A 22848-nucleotide genomic window follows, 5' to 3' on the forward strand; every position below is an offset into this window, starting at 1 on the left:
AAAGAGTAAGTTTGATACAAAAAATATCAGCACATGGAAGAACTGACATTGGGCGTGGGGTCAAGAGTACAACACGCACATTTTGGTCCGGGCGTTATCGTAGGTGTTAAATATGCACAATACCGGGTCACTTTTATGGACCATGGCATCAAAATGATCGATAAAACAGACCCGCTGTTTGAAGTCCTGGTCGCTGAGAACCAGACCGCCGAAGTAGAAACGGCATCGGACCTGGAGACGTCTTTACTGAAGATACTCCGTTTATGGGGCGGCGTTACAGAAGTGGTGCCATTGGGCGATCGCTGGAAGAACGGCACCATGGTGCTGCAGCCGGGCGACACTACCCTGAAGGCCAAAGAACTGCCGATCGAGACGTTTTTTCATAAGATCGTGATGTTGCGTGACCGTTTACGTGTACTCGAACAGAATATCAACAGTCATAAAGTATTGACCGACGAAGAAAAGATCAACCTGCAACAGTACATCACCCGTATTTACGGATCGCTTACTACTTTCAATGTGTTGTTTAAAGAAAAAGAGCACTGGTTTACCGGCGAAAAGTCCGGCAACGACTAGTGTTTGCCGGTATCGTAAATATGGTCAAGGAGCCAGCGGTAAGCATCGATAGAGTGGTTCACGAAGATATTTTTACCATCAAACGGAAATTTTTCATCGTATCCTTTTACCGGATATAAGATGACCGGCGAACCTGCCGGGGTATAATTATGGCTGTTGACAAATACAGGCCGGTTATGCTCCGGCATTACCTTTTTTACGCGGCCATACACCATTTTGCCCAACACCCGTTGAAAGCGGCGGCTGGCTTTTCTGGCCGGCCTGTTGAGGCGTCCGTACATATAGGAGAGGCCCACCCGTACCGCAAATTTCTGTTGCCGGAAAGCTTTTTTGATATTAGCGAAAGGGTTGATCGCATTAAAATCTGTTGGTGTTTGTATCGAGAAAGGTACTTCCGGAACCCAGTCCCGCCCATTAACCACCCGTAGGCCCCATCCGTCGCGGGTAATATAATCATAGTCATATGCGTAGAACAGGTTACCCGGTTTGGGAGCGGCGCTGCAATAGGTTTTGAAGACAATGTCTTTCGGCATGCCATCGAGGTACTGAAAGTAAGAGCGTGCCAGAAAAGCAATAGCACCGCCCTGGCTATGTCCGAAAATGATAAATTCGTGTATGCCTTCCTGATAGTACCGGTTAATTTGTTGTAGCATGTCCGGCGCCATGGCAGCGAAGCCCAGCAGCCAGCCGGCGTGTACAAAAGCCTTATCATCTTCCGCCAGTTTATACGTAAAGGTGGTACTGTCATTCAATTGCAGTGTTCCTTTAGCACTGATCATGCCCGCGTAGAAATTTTCCATCCAGGAGGTGGCGGTACCGTTAGTGCCTCTGATGGAGATCACGCCGAGGCCCCGGCTGCGGTTGATCCATAGTTCCCAGCGGTTTTTAAGGCCTACTTCCGGCGAACGATATACGATACGGAAATTTTCAGGTGCTTTGGCATTGCTTTGGTCCAGGGATGTGTCGCGTTGCAGGGAGCTGAGGTCCAGCAGTTGATGGTATTCCCGGGGATCAAAATGTGGTACGAGATGTTGGGCGCAGAGGACATTTCCTGTGAAAAATAAAAATAGAAAAGAAACCAGTGAAATGCGAAACATCATGATAATTTACGAATTGCCAATTATGATTTACGAATAGAACAACAGTGTAACGAAAATTCTTTAGATGAAACTACAACAATTATGAGTATTATGTTGTTCTAAAAGCGTTTAACTTCCGGCCTTAAATTAAAATTTATGTCCAAGAGAATAGAACACGATTTCCTGGGAGAGAAAGAAATACCACAGGATGTGTATTATGGTATTCAGACCCTTCGCGCGTTAGAGAATTTTCATATCACCGGTATTCCGCTGAAAGTGGAGCCTATCTTCGTAAAGAGCCTGGGGTATGTGAAAAAGGCGGCTGCTATGGCCAACCGGGATCTGGGAGTGCTGGACAAAAATATCGCAGAATATATTATCAAGGCTAGTGACCGTGTGATCAGCGGTGAGTTTGACAATCAGTTTTTGAGTGACCTGATACAGGGTGGAGCGGGTACCTCCGTGAATATGAATGCCAATGAGGTGATTGCCAATGTGGCCCTGGAGATGATGGGCAAACAGAAAGGGGAGTACGAATTCTGCCACCCCAATAATCATGTAAACTGCTCTCAGTCCACCAACGACGCTTATCCTACAGCTTTTCGTATAGCCCTGATCCTGAAGCTGACCGCTTACAAAGAAGAGCTGGGTAAGCTGGCCGATGCTTTTGATACCAAGGGAAAAGAGTTCCAGAACGTATTGAAAATGGGCCGTACCCAGTTACAGGATGCCGTGCCGATGAGCCTTGGTGATGAGTTTCATGCCTTCTCTATCAACCTGAAGGAGGAGCTTTCCCGGGTAGACAGCAGCAAGCGGTTGATCGCGGAAATTAATATGGGCGCTACCGCTATTGGTACCCGAGTGAATGCGCCGGAGGGATATGCAGAGCTGGTGACCCAGTACCTGTGTGAAGTAACCGGGCTGGACCTGAAGCTGGCGGAGAACCTGATTGAAGCGACGAATGATACCGGTGCTTATGTGCAGCTTTCCGGCGTACTGAAACGTACAGCCGTGAAGGTGTCCAAGATATGTAATGACCTGCGGTTGTTGTCATCCGGACCACGGGCAGGCCTCAACGAAATCAACCTGCCGCCGATGCAACCGGGATCTTCCATTATGCCGGGCAAGGTGAACCCGGTGATACCCGAAGTGGTGAACCAGACCGCCTATTATGTTATTGGCGCCGATCTGACCGTGACCATGGCCGCGGAAGCGGGTCAACTGCAGCTGAACGTCATGGAGCCGGTGATATCTTTCGCGTTGTTTACCGCGATCACTTATATGGGCAATGCCTGCCGCACCCTGCGTGAGAAATGTATCCTGGGCATCACTGCCAATGCTGAACATACCAAACAGATGGTGATGAACAGCATCGGTATTGTGACGCAGCTGAATCCGATACTGGGGTATGAGAAATCTGCCAGCATAGCCCGTGAGGCATTGGAAACCGGGAAGTCTGTGCATGATATCGCCGTGAAAGAAAAGAAACTGATCACCCAGGAGAAATGGGACGAGATCTTTACGTTTGATAATATGATCAGGCCGCAGTTCATCAACCGTTAACCGTTGATGACGCACCAATTTTTTACGAATAATAGGGGTGCAGCTGTGATATTTTGATGATTTGTGCGAATAATATAACATAAGACAGATCGATAGAGAGATGTGCCCCGAAACAGGGCTTACAATAAAAGCTGGTGCTACATTATTGTGTGGCACCGGCTATGTAACCACGATATTCGTTATAACCATTATCAGGAATAGTAATAACCATTCAATATATCGCCGCTGTTTTAATTTGTGCCATGCGGTATTGTAGAGACATTGTATACAGTTGGCAAACAAGAATACTTTAGGGAGGGTGTAAAATAGTGTGCGGTTATAGACTATAATTTTCTATCGATTTTAATTATCTTCAGCAGCACATATTATTTTATATGATCTGGTTAGAGTTCGCAATATTACTCGCCGCTATCCTGGTGGGAGCCCGTATGAAAGGCATTGGTCTTGGGGTGATGGGTATGGTGGCATTGGCGGTTTATATCTTTATTTTCCGCATGCGGCCGGCCGATCCGCCGATAGATGTGATGCTGATCATTCTGGCGGTGGTGACTACCGCTGCCACTTTGCAGGCTGCCGGGGGGATGGATTACCTGGTGCGGCTGGCAGAGAAAATATTGCGGAGCAAACCTTCCCTGATCGTTTTACTGGGGCCGCTGGTCACGTATTTTTTTACCCTTTTTGCCGGTACGGCCCATATTACCTACTCACTGTTACCGATTATAGCGGAAGTATCCACCAAGAAAAAAATAAGGCCGGAACGTGCGCTGAGTATTTCGGTGATCTCGTCGCATCTGGCCATTACAGCCAGTCCTATTTCGGCCGCCACGGCTGCGTTGCTCACCATCCTCAGCGGAAAAATTCAGCTGCTGGATATCCTGCGGGTATGTATCCCGGCCACTATCCTTGGTACGCTGGCCGGTGTAGTGGTATGCTGGAAGAAAGGCAAAGAGCTGGAAAAAGACCCGGTGTTCCTGGAGAAGATGAAAGACCCTGAGTTTGCAGCCAGTATAGAAACAGACGTTCAGGAAAACAAAGCCCCGCTGTTGCCGGGCGCCAAAGTATCGGTGCTGATATTCGGGCTGGCGGTATTGTTGATTGTACTGGTAGGTGCTTTCCCCAATTTGCTGCCTTCTTTTGGAGAAGGGAAAAGCAATATGGCCGTAGATACTACCGGGCATATTAAAATGGCTGCGGTCATAGAACTGGTGATGCTGGCCGCCGCTGCTGCCATTATGCTGCTTTGCCGTACCACGGCCGCTGCTGTGGCCAAAGCCAGCCTGTTTAACTCCGGCGCCCAGGCGGTAGTGTCCATCTTCGGGGTGGTATGGATGAGCGCCACCTTCATGCAAACCAATACCGGTATTATTGAGAGCACATTGGGCAATATGGTCCGGGCAGCCCCCTGGACATTCGCCATTGCCCTGTTCATACTGAGCATTTTACTATTCAGTCAGGCTGCTACCACCAAAGCCCTCATGCCGCTGGGAATGTCCCTCGGCATTCTGCCGGCGCACATGGTAGCCATGTTCCCTGCTGTTAACGGGGATTTTGTTCTGCCAGGTTATCCGACCCTGCTGGCGGCCATTAACTTTGACCGCACCGGTAGTACCCATATCGGAAAATACCTGGTCAACCATAGCTTTATGATTCCCGGGATTGTCAGTGTAGCCGTATCCGTTGCCGCCGGGTTCTTTCTGGCCGGCATCCTGTTATAGACGACCATATTTTTTCTTTAACTCCCAAATTTAACCTTTATGCATATCCGCAATTGGCTGGTAGCCTGCATGATGTTGTTTCCGCTTGCTGCAATAGCACAGCACCAGGAATCGAAGAAAGATACGCTCTATAAACCCCTCATTCCCATTAACAAGGTGGCGTTGCTGAATAACGTAGACTTTATCGCGAATATGCGCTACGCTTTCCGGAACGAGTTTGATAAAGGTACCTATACCGGCTCCCGCTTTGTTAATGAACAGTTCCGGCTGGAGATAAAAGGTAAAGTGCTCGACAAACTCTACTTCCGCTTCCGTGACCGCTACACCCGTGATCCGGAAACCCAGTCAGTAGATAATATCAGCCGCTCCACAGACCTGGCCTATCTGCGGTTCGATCCCAACGAACACTGGAAAATATATGCCGGTAAACTTTGCGCCGACTGGGGCGGCGTGGAATTTGACGATAACCCCATACAGATCTACGAATACTCAGATATCATCGAAAACTCGGACAACTTCCTGTCCGGCGCCGGTGTAGGATACATTCCCAATAACAACCATGAATTTACCTTTCAGCTGCTCAACAGCCGCACCAAAACCTTTAAGGAATTATACGATTCTATTCCGGGCATTTATGAAAGCAAATTTCCCTTTGCTGCGGTGATCAACTGGCGCGGCCATCTGTTCGACGGAAAGGTAACCGCCATCTGGTCCTACAGCATTTTTAAAGAAGCTACCCACCAGTACATGAGTTATATCGCGTTGGGCAACTCGCTGATACTACGCAACTTTAAACTGGATTATGATTTTAAACTCAGTATGGAAAACCTGGACCGTAAGTTCATTGTCTCCAAGTGGATACCCAATATGAAAGCAGCACAAGGTGTCACCTACATGAGCCACTGGCTGAGAGCCGATGTCCGCCTGAACAGAATAGTACACCTGACGGCCACCGGATTCGTGGATTTCGCTTTCTGGAATGGTAACCCTGATCCCAACAAAGACAGAAAACTACGTACGGCCTGGGGATATGTACCAGCCATCGAGGTATACCCCTTCGATAAATATGACCTGAAAATATTTCTGAACATGGTAGGCAGAGTATACCGGTATACCGATTATGCACAAACGAAATTCGGACTGGTGAATGATGATACCTACCGGTTTTCGATAGGGTTTATTACGCCGCTGCTGATCTTGTGAGGAATGGCGTGTCTCGCTCACATTTGTGTTCTGTGTTTGTGTTCCGTGTTCGGCGTTCCGTGTTCAGCGTTCCCATTCGCGTTCCGTTCGCGTTCCCAGGGCTAAAGCCCTGGGTTACGTTGTGGTTCAGGTTCTTTTATTGCTGAGGTCCATTATTGATAAGGGGTTTTGTTTCTGTACCTGGGTTTTATGGGGCTAAGCCTTGAGTTATGTTGTTGCGTTCTTCTGGCATTTGCAATTATTGTAGCCGTTATAGACATTGTAGCTGTTGTGCTCATTGCCTTCCTTATTCCATTATTCCAATGTTCCTGCTACCCCTATTATTCCTATTATCCCTATTATCTTCCCATTGCGTACTATCATCCCCATACTTCCTGTCATCTTCCTACTGTCTCCCATCATTTCCGTTGCTTCTTATCATATCTATTGCCTCTTTTATCTCCATAGCACCCATTCCTTCCATTGCAACTTCTTTAATCCTTACAAACCTGAACCACAACGTAGCCCAGGGCTTTAGTCCTGGGAAATAAAAAAGCAGCGAGGCAATCCCCGCTGCTTTGATGATATTTTTATATCGTTATTAGAATTCCTGTTCAAGCTTACCTACTGTTCCTTCGTCTGTAATACCCTGTACCACTACACGGAAACGTTTGGAGAAGTCGTTGTTATAGAACTCCACTTTAGCAGTATGTGTCAGGGTGTCAACCGCCAAATTGGGATTCCAATAGAGTGTCAGGCGTTTGTCGGGCAGGGCATGTACTTCTTTTTTCACAGAGTAATCCGGAGAATAGAAGGTTTTCACGACGGCATAACCTGCTTTTTTATACAGCTGGAAACCTTTGATAGACGGGTCGTTGGCAGGTGGATTATCGCCACCTTTTTTGGTGTATACGGCGATCGCGCCATTAGCGCCGCCGAAGCCGCCCATGAAAGGAGGGCGGAATACTTTGATCAACGCCACATCATTGATTGACAGGGTGCTCAGCATGCTGATGTCGGTCTGCATCTCGTTGAGGTAGAGGCCTGGTTTGCCACCGCGCCAGGAGAGGCTTGGGTTGCTGAGGTCACCGGTGATCTGTAAGCCGGCCACTTTGGACTGGAGATACTGGAAGATGTTGTAGGCGGTAGGATTCTCTTTGGTGAGGTCAAAACTATACCCATCGCCACCGGAGAACATGCCGGAAGCATATCGTTTTTCGGTGGTTTCTTCCGGTTTGATTTTTTTCGCATTCACATTTACTTCCTGCAGGTATACCGTTTTATTGTTGATGGCGCGGTTTACCTTATTGCTTTCCGCAGCTGTGGCGAGGAACAGTTTCAGGGAGCTGTTGTCAACCGCAGGCGGTACGCGCAGCGGATAAGGGATTTTTACCTGTGTAGCGCGGTCAAAGAAATGGATATCAAACTTCACGTTTACATCTTTGCTCTTTTTGGCATCGCTACCCTGGTAGTAGATGTAGGCTGTATCCGGGAACACCATGTTAGCGATGTTAAACTGACCTTTTTCATCGATCGGTGCAGATGCGAACATGGAAGAACTGTCCACAGGCAGTTTGATGATCATGTCCAGCTTACCGCCGACGATAGGCCTGCCGCTAACACCGGTGGTGATACCTTTTACGGTAACACCTTGTTCGTAAGGGTAACGGATATCCGGGAATTCATTTTTAGCGATCTTTTCCCAGCTGAACCTGCGCCATCCGTTGGTCAGCATCACGAGATCAAGAGCCTGCAGGGTAGTGGGATTGGTGTCACGGAAGTACCAGTTGGGATTGTATACATATCCTTTGATATCGGAAGTAAGGAGCAGGGTAGACACGATATCGGCCGCGTTTTTATCAACAGGTACCGCATCGGCGTCTGTAACAGCCACGGATATATTGGATTGCAGCGTGTCCGGGAGGCGCAGCACAAAAGTGCTTTTCTTGCGCGGCTCGCGGGCTACATCAGATTCCAGTACGTCCATTTCCATGCGGTCGTTGTTGCGTATAAAGGCTAGCCGCTCTGCGAGCGGGGCGCCGTTATTGCCGAACAGCGTTATCTGGAGAATGCCGCTGGGTAGTTTATCGGCCGGAATGAAGCCACTGATACGGCCTTCCGATACATCGAGGAGGGCTTTGTAGACCAGCTGCTGGCCCATTTGTGCGATGACTACCAATTTATTCAGTCCGGTATCGCCCATATTGGCGGGAACGGCCTGGTAGAAAATGCGGGCGCCTTTGTTGAACACTTTCAGCGACGCGCCGGTAGTCTGAACAGCCGGCAGGGTGAACGTCTTGCTTTGGCCTTTAGCACTTTTCACCACGGCCTGGTAGGCATCGGAGCCGCCAGTTGGTGTGATTTCGAAAGTGCCCATCCCGTCATGTACGGATTTGATGGCAGTATTTTTCGGGTCTTTTATGGCGCCGGTTACCTCGATAGGATAACCGTTGTTGTCGATAGCCTTGAAAGCCACGGTGTTAGCCTGGCCGGCAATGAGGTTGCCTCCTTCGGGGAAGAACTGTACAGAGAAGTCCGCAGCGGTACTGTCGGCAGCCGGACCGCCTTTTTTAGCCGGATCAAATATCTCGATGGTACGGGTATAAGTGAAGGCTGGGTCAAAGTTGAGCATCCAGGCGGTATAAGCTCTCAGCTGGTAGGTGCCTGGCTTCTGTGCTTCGGGCAGTTCAAAATTGCCTGGTGCGCCGGCGTTGAAAACGGCGAACAGTTTCTTCTGAACGATGTTGTTATTCTTGTCGAGCAGTTCTACATACAGATTGGTAGCCTGTGTGGAGGGAAGGCCCTGGAGGGTGACATATCCTTTGAACCAGATGGTTTCACCGGCAGCATAGTAGTCTTTGTCCAGATGCAGGAATACTTTTTCCTGCGGGTAGCGGTTGTTGTATTGCTGTAAAGCCTGAACCAGATGATCTGACCAGTCGGCAGGTGGCGGCATCACCGCCACGGCGCCCATAACTCCGGCCAGCAGGGTAGCGGGGACCATCCACTTCAGGTGACGTCTCTTTTTGGTATTGTGCACTTGCATGAACTGTATTTTGAGCCGAAATAATGGATATAAATAATAGGACAAATATAAACTTACGAAAGAATAAACGGTAAGATTACTGCAGGTTTGTTATTATTGCGTCTTCAAGCTTTGGTTTTAACAAGATTTTAATGAGTGCAATCCGGAAAAGATTAGTGGTGGCCGGCGGCGGTGCGGCCGGTTTTTTTTGTGCGGTCAATGCGGCGCGTTTATGCCCCTCCCTGGAGGTGGTATTGCTGGAAAAAACCGGTAAACTGTTATCCAAGGTAAAGGTCAGTGGTGGCGGCAGGTGTAATGTGACCCACAACGCCCCTGATATTACGTATATGACTAAACGTTATCCCCGCGGGCAACATTTTGTCAAGAAGACTTTCTCCCGCTTTTTTGTGACGGATACCATTGAATGGTACGCTGAGCGGGGCGTGAAGCTGAAAGCAGAGGCCGACGGGCGGATGTTTCCGGTCACGGACAACTCACAAACGATCATCGATTGTTTGCTGCGGGAAGCGGATAAATACCAGGTGAAGGTGGAAACCAACAAAGAGGTCACCGCACTGGAAAAGAGCGCTGACGGGCGTTGGCAGCTGCAGTTGCAGGATGGCCGGTCGCTGGCGGCGGACTATGTCTGCGTGGCTGCCGGAGGCTATGCGCAGACCGGCAAATTCAGCTGGCTGGAAAAAACAGGCCATACCATTGTGCCACCTGCTCCCTCCCTGTTTACTTTCAATATGCCGGGTAATCCTATTACAGCCCTGATGGGCGTGGCTGCTACGGCGCATGTGAAAATTGCAGGCACCAAACTACAGGAGACCGGCCCGGTATTGATCACTCACTGGGGCATGAGCGGTCCGGCAATACTGCGTTTGTCCGCCTGGGGCGCCAGAGAACTGCAATCGCTGCAATATACTTTCACTGCGATCGTGAACTGGCTGCCCGACTACAACGAAAATTCGTTGCGGGAAGAATGGCCATCCTTGCGACAGGATCTCGGGAAACAGAAAATACATCATAAGAACCCATTCGGCCTGCCACAGCGGCTGTGGCAATTTCTCCTGCTACAGGCGGGCATCTCCGAAGAAATGCGCTGGGCGGACGTACCGGCGAAAGACCAGAACCGGTTCATGAAGATGCTGGTCAGCATGGAGTTTCCGGTAAAAGGAAAGACCACTTTCAAAGAAGAGTTTGTTACCTGCGGTGGTATCACGCTCAGCGAAATAGACCCCTCCACCATGGAAAGCCGGTTGGTCCCCAACCTGTTTTTTGCAGGAGAAGTAATGGACGTAGACGGTATCACCGGCGGATTTAACTTCCAGCACGCCTGGACCAGCGGGTTTATCGCTGCAACTATGATTGCCATGATGGCCGCTGATGCTCCTGATTTACGAAGATAAGAGCAAAGCTTACGTTGCTTTCATATCCGCTATGATCTTCCTGATTATCTCCCTGAATCAGCGAAATCAGCAATAATCATGACCATCATAGTTTCAGGTAGTGCATGCCTGGCTCGTATTCTTTATCCAGCGCTGCCAGCAGGCTTTTGAAGTCTTCCGGCTGCCGCAGGAAATCCACTTTTGTAGTATCTATAACCAGGGTGCGGACAGGATGCTGTTTGATATACTGCATGTACATGTCGTGTACATTGAGCAGGTATTCGTCAGGTATCTGCTGTTCGTAGGAGCGGTTCCGGTGCCTTATATTTTCCTGTAGCCGGGTAACGGGCGCGTTGAGGAATATCAGCAGCTCGGGCTGTACCAGTTGAGGATTGATGATATCAAAGAGTTTCTGATAGAGGGAATATTCTTCTTCGGGCAGGTTGATTTTGGCAAACAACAGGCTTTTGATAAACAGGTAATCGGAGATCACCACATCAGAGAAGAGGTCCTTTGTTTGCAGCATGTCTTTCAGCTGTTTATATCTTTCCGCCATGAAAAACAGTTCCAGCGGAAAAGCATATTGCTGCGGGCGTTCATAGAAGAGGGGAAGGAACGGGTTGTCGGCAAACTCTTCAAGTATCAGTTTAGCGGAAAAGTGTTTGGCCAGCATATTGGCCAGGGTGGTTTTGCCGGCGCCGATATTTCCTTCTATGGTAATGAATTTATAGTGCATGGATTAGATTTTTTGCCCGCAGGGCATCTAAAGTGCTGAGCGGCAAAGATAAGCTGTAATGTGTTGCCTGCCTGTTGGGCTGCAAAGTTGTTTTAGTGTTGCTGCGTGGTCAGTTTAACGGCGCTCAGGTCGTCCGGGCATTCCTGTTGCAGCTGCCTTACGGTCTTATGCAGCACGGGATGCATGTAATCCGGAACTATTTCTGTCAGTGGTACGAGCACGAACTGGCGCAGGTGCATCCGGGGATGCGGCAGTTTCAGTTCCGGGTGGGAGATGACCTCATCATTGAAAAAGATCAGGTCAATGTCGATGACCCTGGCGCCCCATTTTTCCTGACGGATACGGCCGATCCGGCGTTCGATGTCCAGCAGTGTATGCAACAACGTTAGTGCGTCCATACTGGTCTGTATTTCAACTCCCTGGTTGAGATAATCGGGTTGGTCTACAGAGCCCCATGGGGCTGTCTGGTATAAGGCGGAGGTTTTAATCACCTCCCCGGCTGCTGCGGCGATGTGCCCGATTGCGTTTTGCAGGTTGGCTACACGGTCGCCCAGGTTGCCACCTATAAGTAATATTGCTGTATTCATGTATATTCTGAAGCCCAAAAGTAGCCATATTCCGTATTTTTGAAAAAATGTATCTTTCCATTTCCCTTTCATTTAATTAAAACGTATGCGTTTCTTTAAAACTTTCCTTGCAGCCCTTCTGGCATTCATTGTCTTTACAGGCCTATGCTTTATCGTGCTGCTGGCAATTATCGGGAAAGCCATTTCCCGTGAGCCCGTGACGGTTTCCCCCAATGGAATACTGACATTACAGACCAGCCAGGCTTTTAGCGAGCAGAAAATAGTAAACCCCGTAGCTGCTTTTCTGGGAGACGAGTCTTCCGAAATTCCCGGCCTGTTTCAGGCGGTAAGACTGATCCAGCATGCTGCTACAGACGACAACATTAAAGGGATCTATCTGAAAGTGGATGGTAATGGTAACGGCTTTGCCGGCACGGAAGAGCTGCGCAACGCCATCCTGCGCTTCCGCAAGTCCGGTAAGTTTGTGTATGCCTATGGCGAAGTGATGACACAACAGGCTTATTACCTCGCCAGCGCGGCTGACAAGGTGTGCCTTAATCCTAAAGGCGGCATTGACTTCGGTGGTTTTTCCACCCAACTGACGTTTTTTAAAGGAACATTGGAGAAACTGGAGATACAACCTGAAATTTTCTACTGTGGTAAATTCAAAAGTGCCACCGAGCCCCTCCGCGAATCACAGATGACAGAGGCCAACCGTATACAGACCAACCAGTTCCTGGGTGAGTTGTATGGCAACTACCTCAGTGGCATTGGTAAGGCCCGTCAGCTGGATACCGCTACCCTGCATGGTTATGCCAACGGGAACCTGATCAAGGAGGCGACAGATGCCCTGAAATATAAGCTGGTAGACGGTCTCAAATATGATGATGAGGTGATGAGCGAACTGAAAAGCAAGACCAGCATCAAAACAGATGAAGACCTCAACCTGGTACCTTTCCTGAAATACAATAGTGCCGTAACGCTGAACAATGGCGGTGGTGAACACAAAATCGCGGTGATTTATGCGCAGGGTGATATTATCAGTGGCGAGTCTGATAAGCAGAATGTCATCTCCAGCGAAAGTTATATCCACGATATCCGTAAGGCAAGGGAAGACAAGAAAGTGAAAGCTATCGTTTTACGGGTGAATTCCGGTGGTGGCAGCGCCCTGGCCTCAGAGGTGATCTGGCGTGAGCTGTCACTGGCTAAAAAGGTGAAGCCGGTGGTCGTGTCCATGGGTGATTATGCAGCTTCCGGCGGATATTATATTTCCTGTATGGCTGATACCATTTTTGCACAGCCGAACACACTGACGGGTTCCATCGGCGTTTTCGGTATCATGTTTAATATGGAGAATTTCTTCAAAAACAAGCTGGGTGTGACATTCGACGGTGTTAAAACAGCGCCGTACGCTGATTTGGGTACCATGTCCCGTCCGCTGAATGAAGTGGAGAAACGTTTTATCCAGGATGGTGTGGACAGCATCTATGCTTCGTTTAAATCGAGGGTAGTGGCTGGCCGTAAGCTGAATGCCGCTGTGGTGGACAGCATCGCGCAGGGCCGCGTATGGAGCGGTACGGATGCGTTGCGCCTCGGACTGGTGGACCGCATCGGTGGCCTGAATGAAGCCCTGAACTGCGCTGCCCGCCTGGCTAAAGTGTCAGAATACAGAATGGTGGAATATCCGGAAATCAAGGATAAACTGTCCCGGTTACTGAAAAACGTAGGCGGAGAAGTACAGGCCACCATGGTGAAGAGGGAAATGGGCGTGAACTACGACCTGTACCAGCAACTGAAAGCTATTCAGCACATACCTGGCGACGTACAGGCTAAACTGCCGTTCGTTTACAAGTTTTAAGATTTTTAAATTTTGGTATATAGGGGGATGAACAACTGTTGTTCATCCCCCTTTTGTTTTTTATATCGATATTAAAATCCACTTAAAAATCGGGCAGGCATCTACCTGAAAGTCATTATTGGAGGTCAAAAACAGTAAAAAATCACCATAAAATGATAAAAAATGGGTGAAATGAGCAAAAAGATGCCCAAAAGATACATTTTCCGGTCTGACGGCGAATGCAAAGCATGAAAAATCGGAGAGGACGTTATTTTTTTGAGTAGTTTTACGGGATTTTTAACAAACGAGACTCAGATGAATGGAGTGAAGTACAGCCAATGGAGGGCCATGCTGGCTATAACAAAAGGAAGTTTAAGAGGTATTTTCAGAAGCCCTTCTGCGGTGGTTTTTAGCCTGGGATTCCCGCTTGTGTTCATTCTCGTATTCGGATTTATTGGTGGCGGCAGTGTATCTGTGAAAGTGGGTGTGGACAGGCATACGGATATTAACAGCCGGTTTTACGAGGGATTGTCAAACGTGAAAACGCTGAAACTGGTTACAGACCAGCCGGCGGCGGAAATGGAAGATGACCTGAAGAAGGGCCGTATCACAGCCATCCTGAATATTGTACCTCAACAGGGAGCCGACAGCCGGCCTCATTTCCTGGTAAATGTCAGAACATCCACTGCGTCTGATGTCAACAAAAAAGCCATTTTGACGTCTGTGTTGAAGGAAGTGGCTGCGCGTATTGATGATCACGTTTATCCCCGGGAGTCTGTAGCGACTTTTACCACTGAAGAGATACCTGGTCGTGTTTTTAAGACCATCGATTTTATATTGCCCGGCCAGTTGGGTTTTGCGTTGATGAGCGCCGCCGTGTTTGGCACCGCCTTCCTGTTTTATAGTTTAAGGCAAACACTTGTATTAAAACGTTTTTTCGCCACCCCGATCAAACGCACCTATATTGTACTGGCAGAGGCTTTCAGCCGTATGATCTTCCAGTTGATCAGCTCCGTGGTGATTATCGGTCTGGGCCATTTCGCTTTCGGTTTCACGCTGGTGCATGGATGGGTCACCTTTATGGAGATGCTGGTATTGTCTGTTTTTGGGCTGCTGGTATTCATGGGCTTCGGCTTTGTGGTGAGCAGCATCGCTAAAAACGAAAGCACTATTCCGCCACTGGCCAATATTGTGACACTGCCGCAGTTCCTGCTGGCGGGCACCTTTTTCCCGATCGACTCTTTCCCTGCCTGGCTGCAGCCTGTCTGCAAGGTGATGCCGCTGACCTATCTCATTGATGCACTGCGTAAAGTGGCCTTTGAAGGGCAACATTTGTGGCATGTAGGCTGGGATATTGCCATATTAACCCTTTGGGGGGTAGTAGTGTATGCGGTAGCCGTTAAAGTATTCCGTTGGGAGTAGCTGGGTTTTTTTATTAGCTTTGGCTTACCTAAAATCAGCTACATGCAGGCCTTTTTTATTCTTCTGGGGGCGTTGATCGTCCTGGTATTGGGGCTTTTCATATTCAGCTTGTTTCTCCCCCCTGTGGTCAAAGTGGAGCGTTCGCTCGTGATTGCTGCACCGGCAGACAGGATCTTCCCGTTAATCAATGTTGTACGCAACTGGGAGCTATGGTCGCCCTGGAAAGAACTGGACCCTGATATATCCATTACCTATGGGGAAAAAGACAGCGGCGCCGGCGCCAGCTACAGCTGGAAGAGCCATAACCGTAACATCGGCACCGGGCATATGACCATCACGGAATCCCGGCCGGATCAATATATCGCCACAGACACCGATTTTATGCGGATGGGCATCGCTAAAGGCACTTTCCGGCTGGACCCGGTAGGAGAAGGCACACTGGTCAGCTGGAGCATGACCTGCAACATGGGCCAGCATCCGCTGCGTAAAGTAATGGGACTCATGATGGATAAATGGGTGGGCCAGGACTTTGAAAAAGGACTGGAAGGAATAAAACGATTAGTAGTTCGTAATTAATCAGCATTATGCGTCTTTTTAAATTGTTAGGCATCAGCATCGTTGTATTGGGCACTTTTGTATTGCTGTTGTCGCTGATGTTCCCCTCTACCGCCGTGGTAGAACGTACCGGGGTGATCCAGGCACCCATCGATTCTGTATATGCACAGGTCAATAACCTCAAAGCCTGGGAAAACTGGAACCCATGGAGCCGTCCCGATACTACTGCTCAACTGGTATTTTCTGCACAAACCGCCGGCACCGGCGCTAATTATTCCTGGGAAGGAAAATTCAACAGTGGTAAAGTCACCATTGTTGACAGTGAACCTGACAAGGGCGTACATTATACGCTGGATATCAAAAATATGCGCCCGGTAAAAGGGGGAATTGAACTGAAAACCACCGCAGACGGTAAAGCCACTGCCATCTTCTGGCATATGGAGATAAAACTGGGCCTGGCGCCCTGGTGGAAGCTCCGGGGATTTTTGGCAGACCGCATCTATGGCCCGGCTATGGCTGATGGCCTTACCCGCCTAAGCCGCCTCTGTGAGCACCCATAAGCAGGGGGGGATTTTTAAATTTATTTATTTTACCATTTATCCAATAATTAAAGGTGGAGCAGTGTAATAGTTCTAAATTGTTGTCATTACCTCATTCCTCAACACAAAAAACTACATCTGCAATGAAACACCTTTTATTGGCTGCTTTTTTCTGTATGGCCACCACACTCGGTTTTGCTCAGGAGAAAGCCAGAAAAAGCCCACATGTAAACGTAGAAAATAAAGAGATTAAAGTGGTGTATGGTCAGCCATCCAAAAAAGGAAGGGTGATATTCGGCACCCTGGAACCTTTTGGAAAGGTATGGCGTACCGGCGCTGATGAAGCTACTGAAATCACCTTCAAAAAAGACGTGGTATTTGGTGGTAAACCAGTGAAAGCAGGCACCTACACTTTCTTCAGCATCCCTGATGCCAAAACGTGGACCGTTATCCTGAACGGTAAACTGGGCCAATGGGGCGCCTACGATTACGATAAAAACAAAGGCGAAGACGTGGTATCTGTAAAAGTACCCCGCGAAACATTGAAAGCACCGGTGGAAAAACTGACTTTCACCCTGCCAGGCAATGCTGTGGTATTTGAATGGGATGATACTAAAGTATCTGTACCAGTGAAGTGATTTCTTTTGAAGGATAAAAAACAAGCGGCGAAGATAACCTCTTCGCCGCTTGTTTTTTTATGCTTGTTGAAGGGAAGGTACCAGTTCCCGGATACTGTCATATACCGCTGTCAGCTGCTCATCTGTGATACAGTATGGCGGCAGGATGTACAGCGTATTGCCTAACGGGCGCAACATGATGCGTTTGGCCCGGAAGAAGCGGTGAAGATAATCCGCCAGCTGATTCGTATAACCGTCGGCGTTATCTGTGACCAGTTCAAATGCCAGGATGGTCCCTAAAAGGCGCGGGTTTTTAACGGCATCCATCTGTTGCAGCTCTCCCAGGAACTGCGCATGTTTTTCGTGTATCCGTTGACGGTTGAGCGCGCAGGCCGGGTCCACGAAGAGGTCGAGGCTGGCGAGTGCCACGGTACATGCCAGCGGATTGGCGGTAAAGGAATGTCCGTGGAACAAGGTTTTCAACTTGTCGTTGGAGAGAAACGCTTCATAGATATCGCTGGTGCAGGTGGTGATGCCCAACGCCATACTGCCGCCGGTAAGCCCTTTGGAGAGGCATATCATATCCGGAGCGGTCTGCATATATTCCATGGCGAAGTTTTTCCCGGTCCTGCCGAAGCCGGTCATCACCTCATCGGCGATCAACAGGATGTTTTGTTGCCGGCAATATTGCAAAAGCTGTTCAAATCCGGCTATATCATACATGACCATACCACCGGAGCCCTGCAACAGTGGCTCAAAGATAAAGGCCGCAACCTGGTCAGGTTGTTGCGCTGCTATAGAAGCGATGAGATCTCCGATGTTGTCCGGCGTAGGCACATCCAGGAAATGCACTTCAAAAAGGAAATCATCGAATACGCGGGTGAATACGCTGCGGCCGCTGACGCTCATCGCGCCAAAGGTATCGCCGTGATAAGCGTTTTTAAAAGCGATGATTTTATTTCTGTGTTGTCCTTTGTTATGCCAGTACTGCAACGCCATTTTAATGGCTACTTCCACCGCAGTGGAACCGTTGTCTGAGTAGAACACGCGGCGCTGGTTGGCGGGCAACAGCTGCAGCAGCCGTTCCGCTAAATTGACCGCCGGCGGATGGGTATAGCCGGCAAAAATACAATGCTGTAACTGCAACGCCTGCGCTGCCAGCTGTTGCGCGATATGCGGGTGTGCATGCCCGTGAATATTAACCCACCAGCTGGAGGTGGCATCTATATACGCGTTGTTTTCTTCATCATACAAACAGGCGCCTTCGCCGCGCACAATACCGATAGGAGCAGGAGCGGTCTGCATCTGGGTATATGGGTGCCAGATCACTTCGAGGTCTCTGGCAGACAGGTTTCCTTTAGCTGTTGACATGCAGCAAATGTAGGTAATTCATTTTTTATACCTGTGGAGTATGCGGTAGAGATCTTCCGCTTTATAAGGTTTGGGAAGCATGTCTTTCACTTCCAGCAGCCGCAGCTGTTCTGTGGCTTCCGGCATAATATCGGCGGTGAGCACAATGATGAAAGCATCGGGCTGAAGGCGGCGTATCCATGGAATGGTTTCGTATCCGTTCATTTCTGGCATATGTAGATCGAGCATGACGCCGTCGAAAGTTTGTTCTTTCATTTTGGCAACGGCTTCTTTTCCGTTGACAGCCAGTGTTACCGCGGCGCCGGTTTTATTGAGTTGCAGCTGCATCACCTGCCGGTTGATCTTATTGTCTTCTACGATGAGCATCTGCATGCCGGTCAGCATATTGGCCGGATCGATAGTAGTAGCGGGAGCGGGCTTGGTGCTGGCACCGGGAAGCGCGAAGGTAATGGAGAAGCGGAAAGTGGTGCCTTGCTGTGGCTGGCTTTCCACGGAGATGTGGCTGTTCATCAGCTCCACCAGTTTGCGAGTGATGGACAAACCAAGGCCTGTACCTCCGTATTCCCGGGTAGTGGCGGAATCTCCCTGTACAAAGGTGTCGAAAATACGGTCCTGCAATTCAGACTGAATGCCAATACCGGTGTCTGTTATCTTAAAGCAGATGTTTACATGATGGTTATCGGACTTCTCCGGCAGCAGTTCAAGGCTGATATAACCTTCATTGGTGAATTTCACTGCGTTGTTAACGAGGTTGTTAAGAATTTGTCCGAGACGTACCGGGTCACCCTGTACCTGTTGCGGGACGCCGGCGTCGATGCGGGTATACAGTTGTAGCCCTTTGGCAGCTGCGAGGGGCTGATAGTTGCCGGTGATGCCCTGTATCAGGTCATGCAGGTCGAAGGGGATGTATTCCAGTATTACTTTCCCTGCTTCAATTTTACTGAGGTCGAGGATATCATTGACAAGGCCCAGCAGGTGATTGGCGGAGAAATGCAGGTTTTGTAATAACTCCGGATGCGGCGTGCCTGGCTGGTCATGCAGGATACCGGAAATGCCGATGATGGCATTAAGCGGTGTCCGTATTTCATGGCTCATCACAGACAGGAACTCACTCCTGCTTCTGGCGGCGTTTTCCAGTTCTATCTCTGCTTTTTTCTGTTTGTCGATATCCATGATGATGCCACGGAAGGCGTTCACCTTGTCCTGGTGGAACACCGGGATGCCTGTCGTACGCACCCATTTGACAGTGCCTTTGGCAGAGATATGCCGCAGGTCAATACAATAAGGCTGATGATGGCGGAGCAGTTGTGTCTGCGCTTCTTCCAGCAGGTGTCTGTCTTCCGGATGATAGAATACCAGGTCATTGTAGATGGCGGTAAAGTTTTCCGGCAGCTCGCGGAGTGTATACACCTGTTTGGTCCAGAATACTTGTCCGGTCACAAGGCTGAATTCCCAGCCGCCGATCAGCGCCATCTGTTGGGTAATATCAAGTATCTGGATGTTCCGGGCGTAGTCTGCATTGACCTGCCTTAGTTCCAGTTCACTTCTTTTACGCTGGGTGATGTTTTGTATAAACAGCAGTACACGGCGGGGAGAGCTGTCGCTGGCCGGCATGAGGCGCATTTTCACTGCATACCAGTAAGGCATGTCCTGCCGGATATCAGCATATTCATAATACTGTGCATCGCCGGTCCGGAGCAGGGTGTCCGTCAGTTGAAGGAAAGCATTGGCATGTTCTCCCACGAAGTCCATTATGCATTTGCCTAATATTTCTTCTTCCGGGAAAAACAACAGGTGCTGTTGATTGCACCAGATACGGGTAAATATCAGGTTTTCATCGAGCTCAAATACAATATCATCAAGGGAAGAAGTGAAAGCATGTAATTCGGTGACCAGTTGCTGATTGGTCATTTCAAGGCTTTCCCGGCTGCACTGGGTACGATAGGTGTGCAACAGGGCGCCGTATGTCAGCGCGATGGGTTGCAGCAACGGTATCAGGGCCGGGTGGTATCCACCGGGTTTATTGACCAGTCCGATCATACCGATCGTTTCACCATGATGACATATGGGAATACCGAGAAAAGCCCGAAATATAGCGGGTTGGTGCGGTTCATCCTTCTCCGGATGGTTGCTGAGCACTGGTTCTCCTTCGCTTAACACTTTACCGAAGAGGGAGTCCATATTGGTAAAATGTTGTCCGCGTTCGAGGCGGGCACCGAAGTATTGTTGCACATTGGCGTGCCAGTGGATATTGATGATAGCCTGTACTTCCAGATAGGACTCGTGAAAATAGTCTTTCTCCATAGCGCCCATAAAACCGCCCTCGCTGCCGGTAAGGGTGATCAGTTCGAGCAATAGGGCCTGACATACCTGCGCAGGTTTACTGTCTGCAAAACTGGTATGCAGGGTAGTAATGATGTCAAGTGCTTTCTGTTGGGGAAAACCGGTATGGTCATCGATACCATCTTCTAGTGGCAAGCTCCTGGAACTGTTGCCAGAAAAGGGATTCACCAGCATGCGATCAGGTTTAGAGGTTTGGGCACATTCACGGCATGCACCTGGCAAAGGCTGCATGCTTTTTATGATGAAAAAGGTTTCTCAGGCTGGCGGACGGTTATGGAACAGGAGAGGGGATTGCCTAAGGCAATCCCCTCATTAAATATACAAAAAAACATCAGATAAGTATCTTATTATTTCCGCATGCCATTGTTTTTAAACAGGGAGTAAGCGGTTTGATAATGGGCAACGCTGTGTGACAGCAGTGTGTTGTCCATCGGTATTGGCTGTTCTTCGTTTTTGGCCGGGCTCCAGGAAAAACACTGGGCTTTCTGCTGCGGACTGAGAATCACCATTTTACCTGTTTCGAGGTAAGCCAGTTTCTGATAGGTGCTCACCATAGCGCGCGGCTGATAGCTGCTGTCGAGCACATTTTTACCATAGAAATTAGTATTGTAAGACCAGTGTAACATTTTCAGCAGCGTTGGGTAGATATCGATCTGGGAGCACATCACCGGTATTTCCTGTGGCGTGGTGTCAGGCACATTGAAGAAAATACAGGGGATATGGTATTTGCTGATCTCTATCTCGTTTTTACCGGCACTGCTGGCGCAGTGGTCAGCCACGAGAATAATGACCGTGTTTTTATACCAGGGTTTGTCCTGGATAGCTTTCAGGAACTGGCCAATGGCATAGTCGGTGTACTTTACAGCACCTTCGCGGCTGGTACCGGAAGGGATATCAATTTTGCCACCGGGATAGGTAAAGGGGCGGTGGTTGGAGGTGGTCATGATAAAATCATAGAAAGGTTTGCCGGCGGCATACTTTTCATCAGCGCTTTTAATCGCTGCTTTATAGATGTCTTCATCACAAACGCCCCAGGCATTTTCAAACTGCACGGCGCTGTCGGGGATATTGGTCCGTTTGGAGGCCAGCTTGTCATCTACAAGGCGGTGGCGAAGACGGTCGGTGATATCGTAACCATTATTACCGAAGAATTTGTTCATGTTATCGAAGTATCCGTCACCACCATAAAAGAAGGTGGCTTCATAACCGCTTTTCCGGAAGATGGAGGCGGCGGAAAAGAGATTTTCGTTGTTGCGGCGGCGTACGATGCTTTGACCAGGCGTAGGCGGTACGGCGAGTGTGAGTGCTTCCATCCCGCGTACGGTACGGGTACCGGTGGCGTACATATTGGTAAAGAGTATTCCTTGTTGTGCGATACTGTCCAGTACAGGCGTGATATGTTGTTTGTTACCGAAGCGGGTCATGAAATCGGCGCTGAAGCTCTCGATGGTGATCATGATGATGTTCGGCTTTACCGCTGTAACAGTATCGGTAATGCTACGATAGATACTGTGGCCGTTTTCCAGGTACTGTGCATCGGGTGATTGCAGCTGCTGACGGATGGTAGCGAAAGCTTTGTTATCATCTTCCAGCAGGTAATATTTATCATAAGCCAGCTCATTGTTGAGATAGGCGGATATAAATGAGTAGATGCCTGCTTTGGACAGCTCCTGCTGGTAACGGTTTTTACTTTTTTCTGCCCACGCATTGCTGATCAGAAAAGCATGTGCCAGAACACCACCCAGCAACAGGGCGAAGATCCCTATCCGTTTGGAGAAGGGCGTGCGTGACTGGAAACTGTTGCGGAACATGCCCCGGCGATTGCACCACCAGGTGAGCAGCGCGGTAGCCAGCAATACGCCGCCAATGAGCAACGGCAGCGGGTACGACTGGTTGATGTTACTGATCACTTCATATGTGTAGATGAGATAGTCTACCGCGATAAAGTCGAACCGGCCGGCATATTCTCCCCAGAAAGTGAACTCTGCGAAAAACGAGAAAATCACGATCATCAGGGCGAGGAAAAAACCGGTATAAGTGAAAACGCGGTTGAAGACGGTGTTGTTAAGCCGTTGTGGCAACAGTAACAGATACAGGGCATAAGCGATGGTGAAGAAGAGTGCTACGCCTGCATCGTATACGAAGCCTTTTGCATAGGCAGAAAAGATACCGCTAAGGGAAAGGCCAGCTTGAGGGGAGGCCCAGATTAACAACGCGGTACGTACTAAAAATGACAGTACTAAGAATAGGCCGGTAAAGCCGAAAAGAACGGCGTACCGATTTTTTGCAGATTTCATTGCTGTATAAATGTGGCCGCAAAGGTACGCCGTT

At 49.1% G+C, this 22848-nt stretch carries 17 protein-coding genes; 10 read left to right on the forward strand and 7 right to left on the reverse strand.

What is annotated here, in order from left to right:
• Positions 1–33 precede the first annotated feature (33 nt).
• The gene (locus tag HHL17_RS12360) at positions 34–576 is read left to right on the forward strand and encodes a hypothetical protein (RefSeq protein ID WP_169225018.1); all 543 of its coding nucleotides are present in this window, start codon (positions 34–36) and stop codon (positions 574–576) included.
• Here HHL17_RS12360 and HHL17_RS12365 read toward each other — a convergent pair.
• The gene (locus tag HHL17_RS12365) at positions 573–1676 is read right to left on the reverse strand and encodes a lipase family protein (RefSeq protein ID WP_169225019.1); all 1104 of its coding nucleotides are present in this window, start codon (positions 1674–1676) and stop codon (positions 573–575) included. The genes HHL17_RS12360 and HHL17_RS12365 overlap by 4 nt on opposite strands.
• Positions 1677–1811: 135 nt before the next feature.
• On the opposite strand from HHL17_RS12365, the gene aspA reads away from it, so the two are divergent.
• The 3 genes from aspA to HHL17_RS12380 all read left to right on the forward strand — a co-directional run bounded on the left by aspA (position 1812) and on the right by HHL17_RS12380 (position 6136).
• Positions 1812–3218, forward strand: a complete 1407-nt coding sequence (gene aspA, locus HHL17_RS12370; RefSeq protein WP_169225020.1) for an aspartate ammonia-lyase — start codon at positions 1812–1814, stop codon at positions 3216–3218.
• Between the two features lie 374 nt (positions 3219–3592).
• Positions 3593–4933 carry an anaerobic C4-dicarboxylate transporter family protein gene (locus HHL17_RS12375; protein ID WP_169225021.1) on the forward strand — a complete coding sequence of 447 codons (1341 nt, stop codon included), beginning with the start codon at positions 3593–3595 and terminating at the stop codon, positions 4931–4933.
• Between the two features lie 39 nt (positions 4934–4972).
• A complete protein-coding gene (locus HHL17_RS12380; RefSeq protein ID WP_169225022.1) occupies positions 4973–6136 on the forward strand; it encodes a porin in 1164 nt (387 codons plus the stop codon).
• 580 nt (positions 6137–6716) lie between these two features.
• Here HHL17_RS12380 and HHL17_RS12385 read toward each other — a convergent pair.
• Positions 6717–9161, reverse strand: coding sequence for an MG2 domain-containing protein (locus tag HHL17_RS12385; RefSeq protein ID WP_169225023.1), 2445 nt, complete (start codon positions 9159–9161; stop codon positions 6717–6719).
• Positions 9162–9292: 131 nt separating this feature from the next.
• Between HHL17_RS12385 and HHL17_RS12390 the strand changes: the two genes are divergently transcribed.
• Complete coding sequence (locus HHL17_RS12390) at positions 9293–10552, forward strand: BaiN/RdsA family NAD(P)/FAD-dependent oxidoreductase (RefSeq protein WP_169225024.1); 1260 nt, start codon at positions 9293–9295, stop codon at positions 10550–10552.
• Positions 10553–10637: 85 nt separating this feature from the next.
• Here HHL17_RS12390 and HHL17_RS12395 read toward each other — a convergent pair whose 3' ends face one another.
• Positions 10638–11267, reverse strand: a complete 630-nt coding sequence (locus tag HHL17_RS12395; RefSeq protein ID WP_169225025.1) for a deoxynucleoside kinase — start codon at positions 11265–11267, stop codon at positions 10638–10640.
• A gap of 92 nt (positions 11268–11359) precedes the next feature.
• A complete protein-coding gene (gene folK, locus HHL17_RS12400) occupies positions 11360–11854 on the reverse strand; it encodes a 2-amino-4-hydroxy-6-hydroxymethyldihydropteridine diphosphokinase (RefSeq protein WP_169225026.1) in 495 nt (164 codons plus the stop codon).
• A gap of 85 nt (positions 11855–11939) precedes the next feature.
• Here folK and sppA point away from each other — a divergent pair, with 85 nt between their 5' ends.
• The 5 genes from sppA (at position 11940) to HHL17_RS12425 (ending at position 16824) form a co-directional block, all read left to right on the forward strand.
• On the forward strand, positions 11940–13691 hold the full coding sequence (gene sppA, locus HHL17_RS12405) for a signal peptide peptidase SppA (RefSeq protein ID WP_169225027.1): 1752 nt from the start codon (positions 11940–11942) through the stop codon (positions 13689–13691).
• Between the two features lie 294 nt (positions 13692–13985).
• Positions 13986–15092, forward strand: coding sequence for an ABC transporter permease (locus tag HHL17_RS12410; RefSeq protein WP_169225028.1), 1107 nt, complete (start codon positions 13986–13988; stop codon positions 15090–15092).
• A gap of 42 nt (positions 15093–15134) precedes the next feature.
• Positions 15135–15668, forward strand: a complete 534-nt coding sequence (locus tag HHL17_RS12415) for an SRPBCC family protein (RefSeq protein ID WP_169225029.1) — start codon at positions 15135–15137, stop codon at positions 15666–15668.
• A gap of 8 nt (positions 15669–15676) precedes the next feature.
• The gene (locus HHL17_RS12420) at positions 15677–16207 is read left to right on the forward strand and encodes an SRPBCC family protein (protein WP_169225030.1); all 531 of its coding nucleotides are present in this window, start codon (positions 15677–15679) and stop codon (positions 16205–16207) included.
• 122 nt (positions 16208–16329) lie between these two features.
• Positions 16330–16824 (forward strand): DUF2911 domain-containing protein, encoded by a 495-nt coding sequence (locus HHL17_RS12425; protein ID WP_169225031.1) that lies wholly within the window; start codon positions 16330–16332, stop codon positions 16822–16824.
• 57 nt (positions 16825–16881) lie between these two features.
• Here the strand turns inward: HHL17_RS12425 and bioA are convergent, their stop codons facing one another.
• The 3 genes from bioA to HHL17_RS12440 form a co-directional block, all read right to left on the reverse strand.
• Positions 16882–18174: an adenosylmethionine--8-amino-7-oxononanoate transaminase gene (gene bioA / locus HHL17_RS12430; RefSeq protein ID WP_169225032.1), complete on the reverse strand. Its 1293-nt coding sequence runs from the start codon at positions 18172–18174 to the stop codon at positions 16882–16884.
• Positions 18175–18192: 18 nt separating this feature from the next.
• Positions 18193–20691: an ATP-binding protein gene (locus tag HHL17_RS12435; protein WP_169225033.1), complete on the reverse strand. Its 2499-nt coding sequence runs from the start codon at positions 20689–20691 to the stop codon at positions 18193–18195.
• Between the two features lie 173 nt (positions 20692–20864).
• Positions 20865–22814: an LTA synthase family protein gene (locus tag HHL17_RS12440; protein WP_169225034.1), complete on the reverse strand. Its 1950-nt coding sequence runs from the start codon at positions 22812–22814 to the stop codon at positions 20865–20867.
• Between the last annotated feature and the right edge of the window lie 34 nt (positions 22815–22848).

It is taken from the genome of Chitinophaga fulva (assembly GCF_012927205.1).
Classification (GTDB): Bacteria; Bacteroidota; Bacteroidia; order Chitinophagales; family Chitinophagaceae; genus Chitinophaga; species Chitinophaga fulva.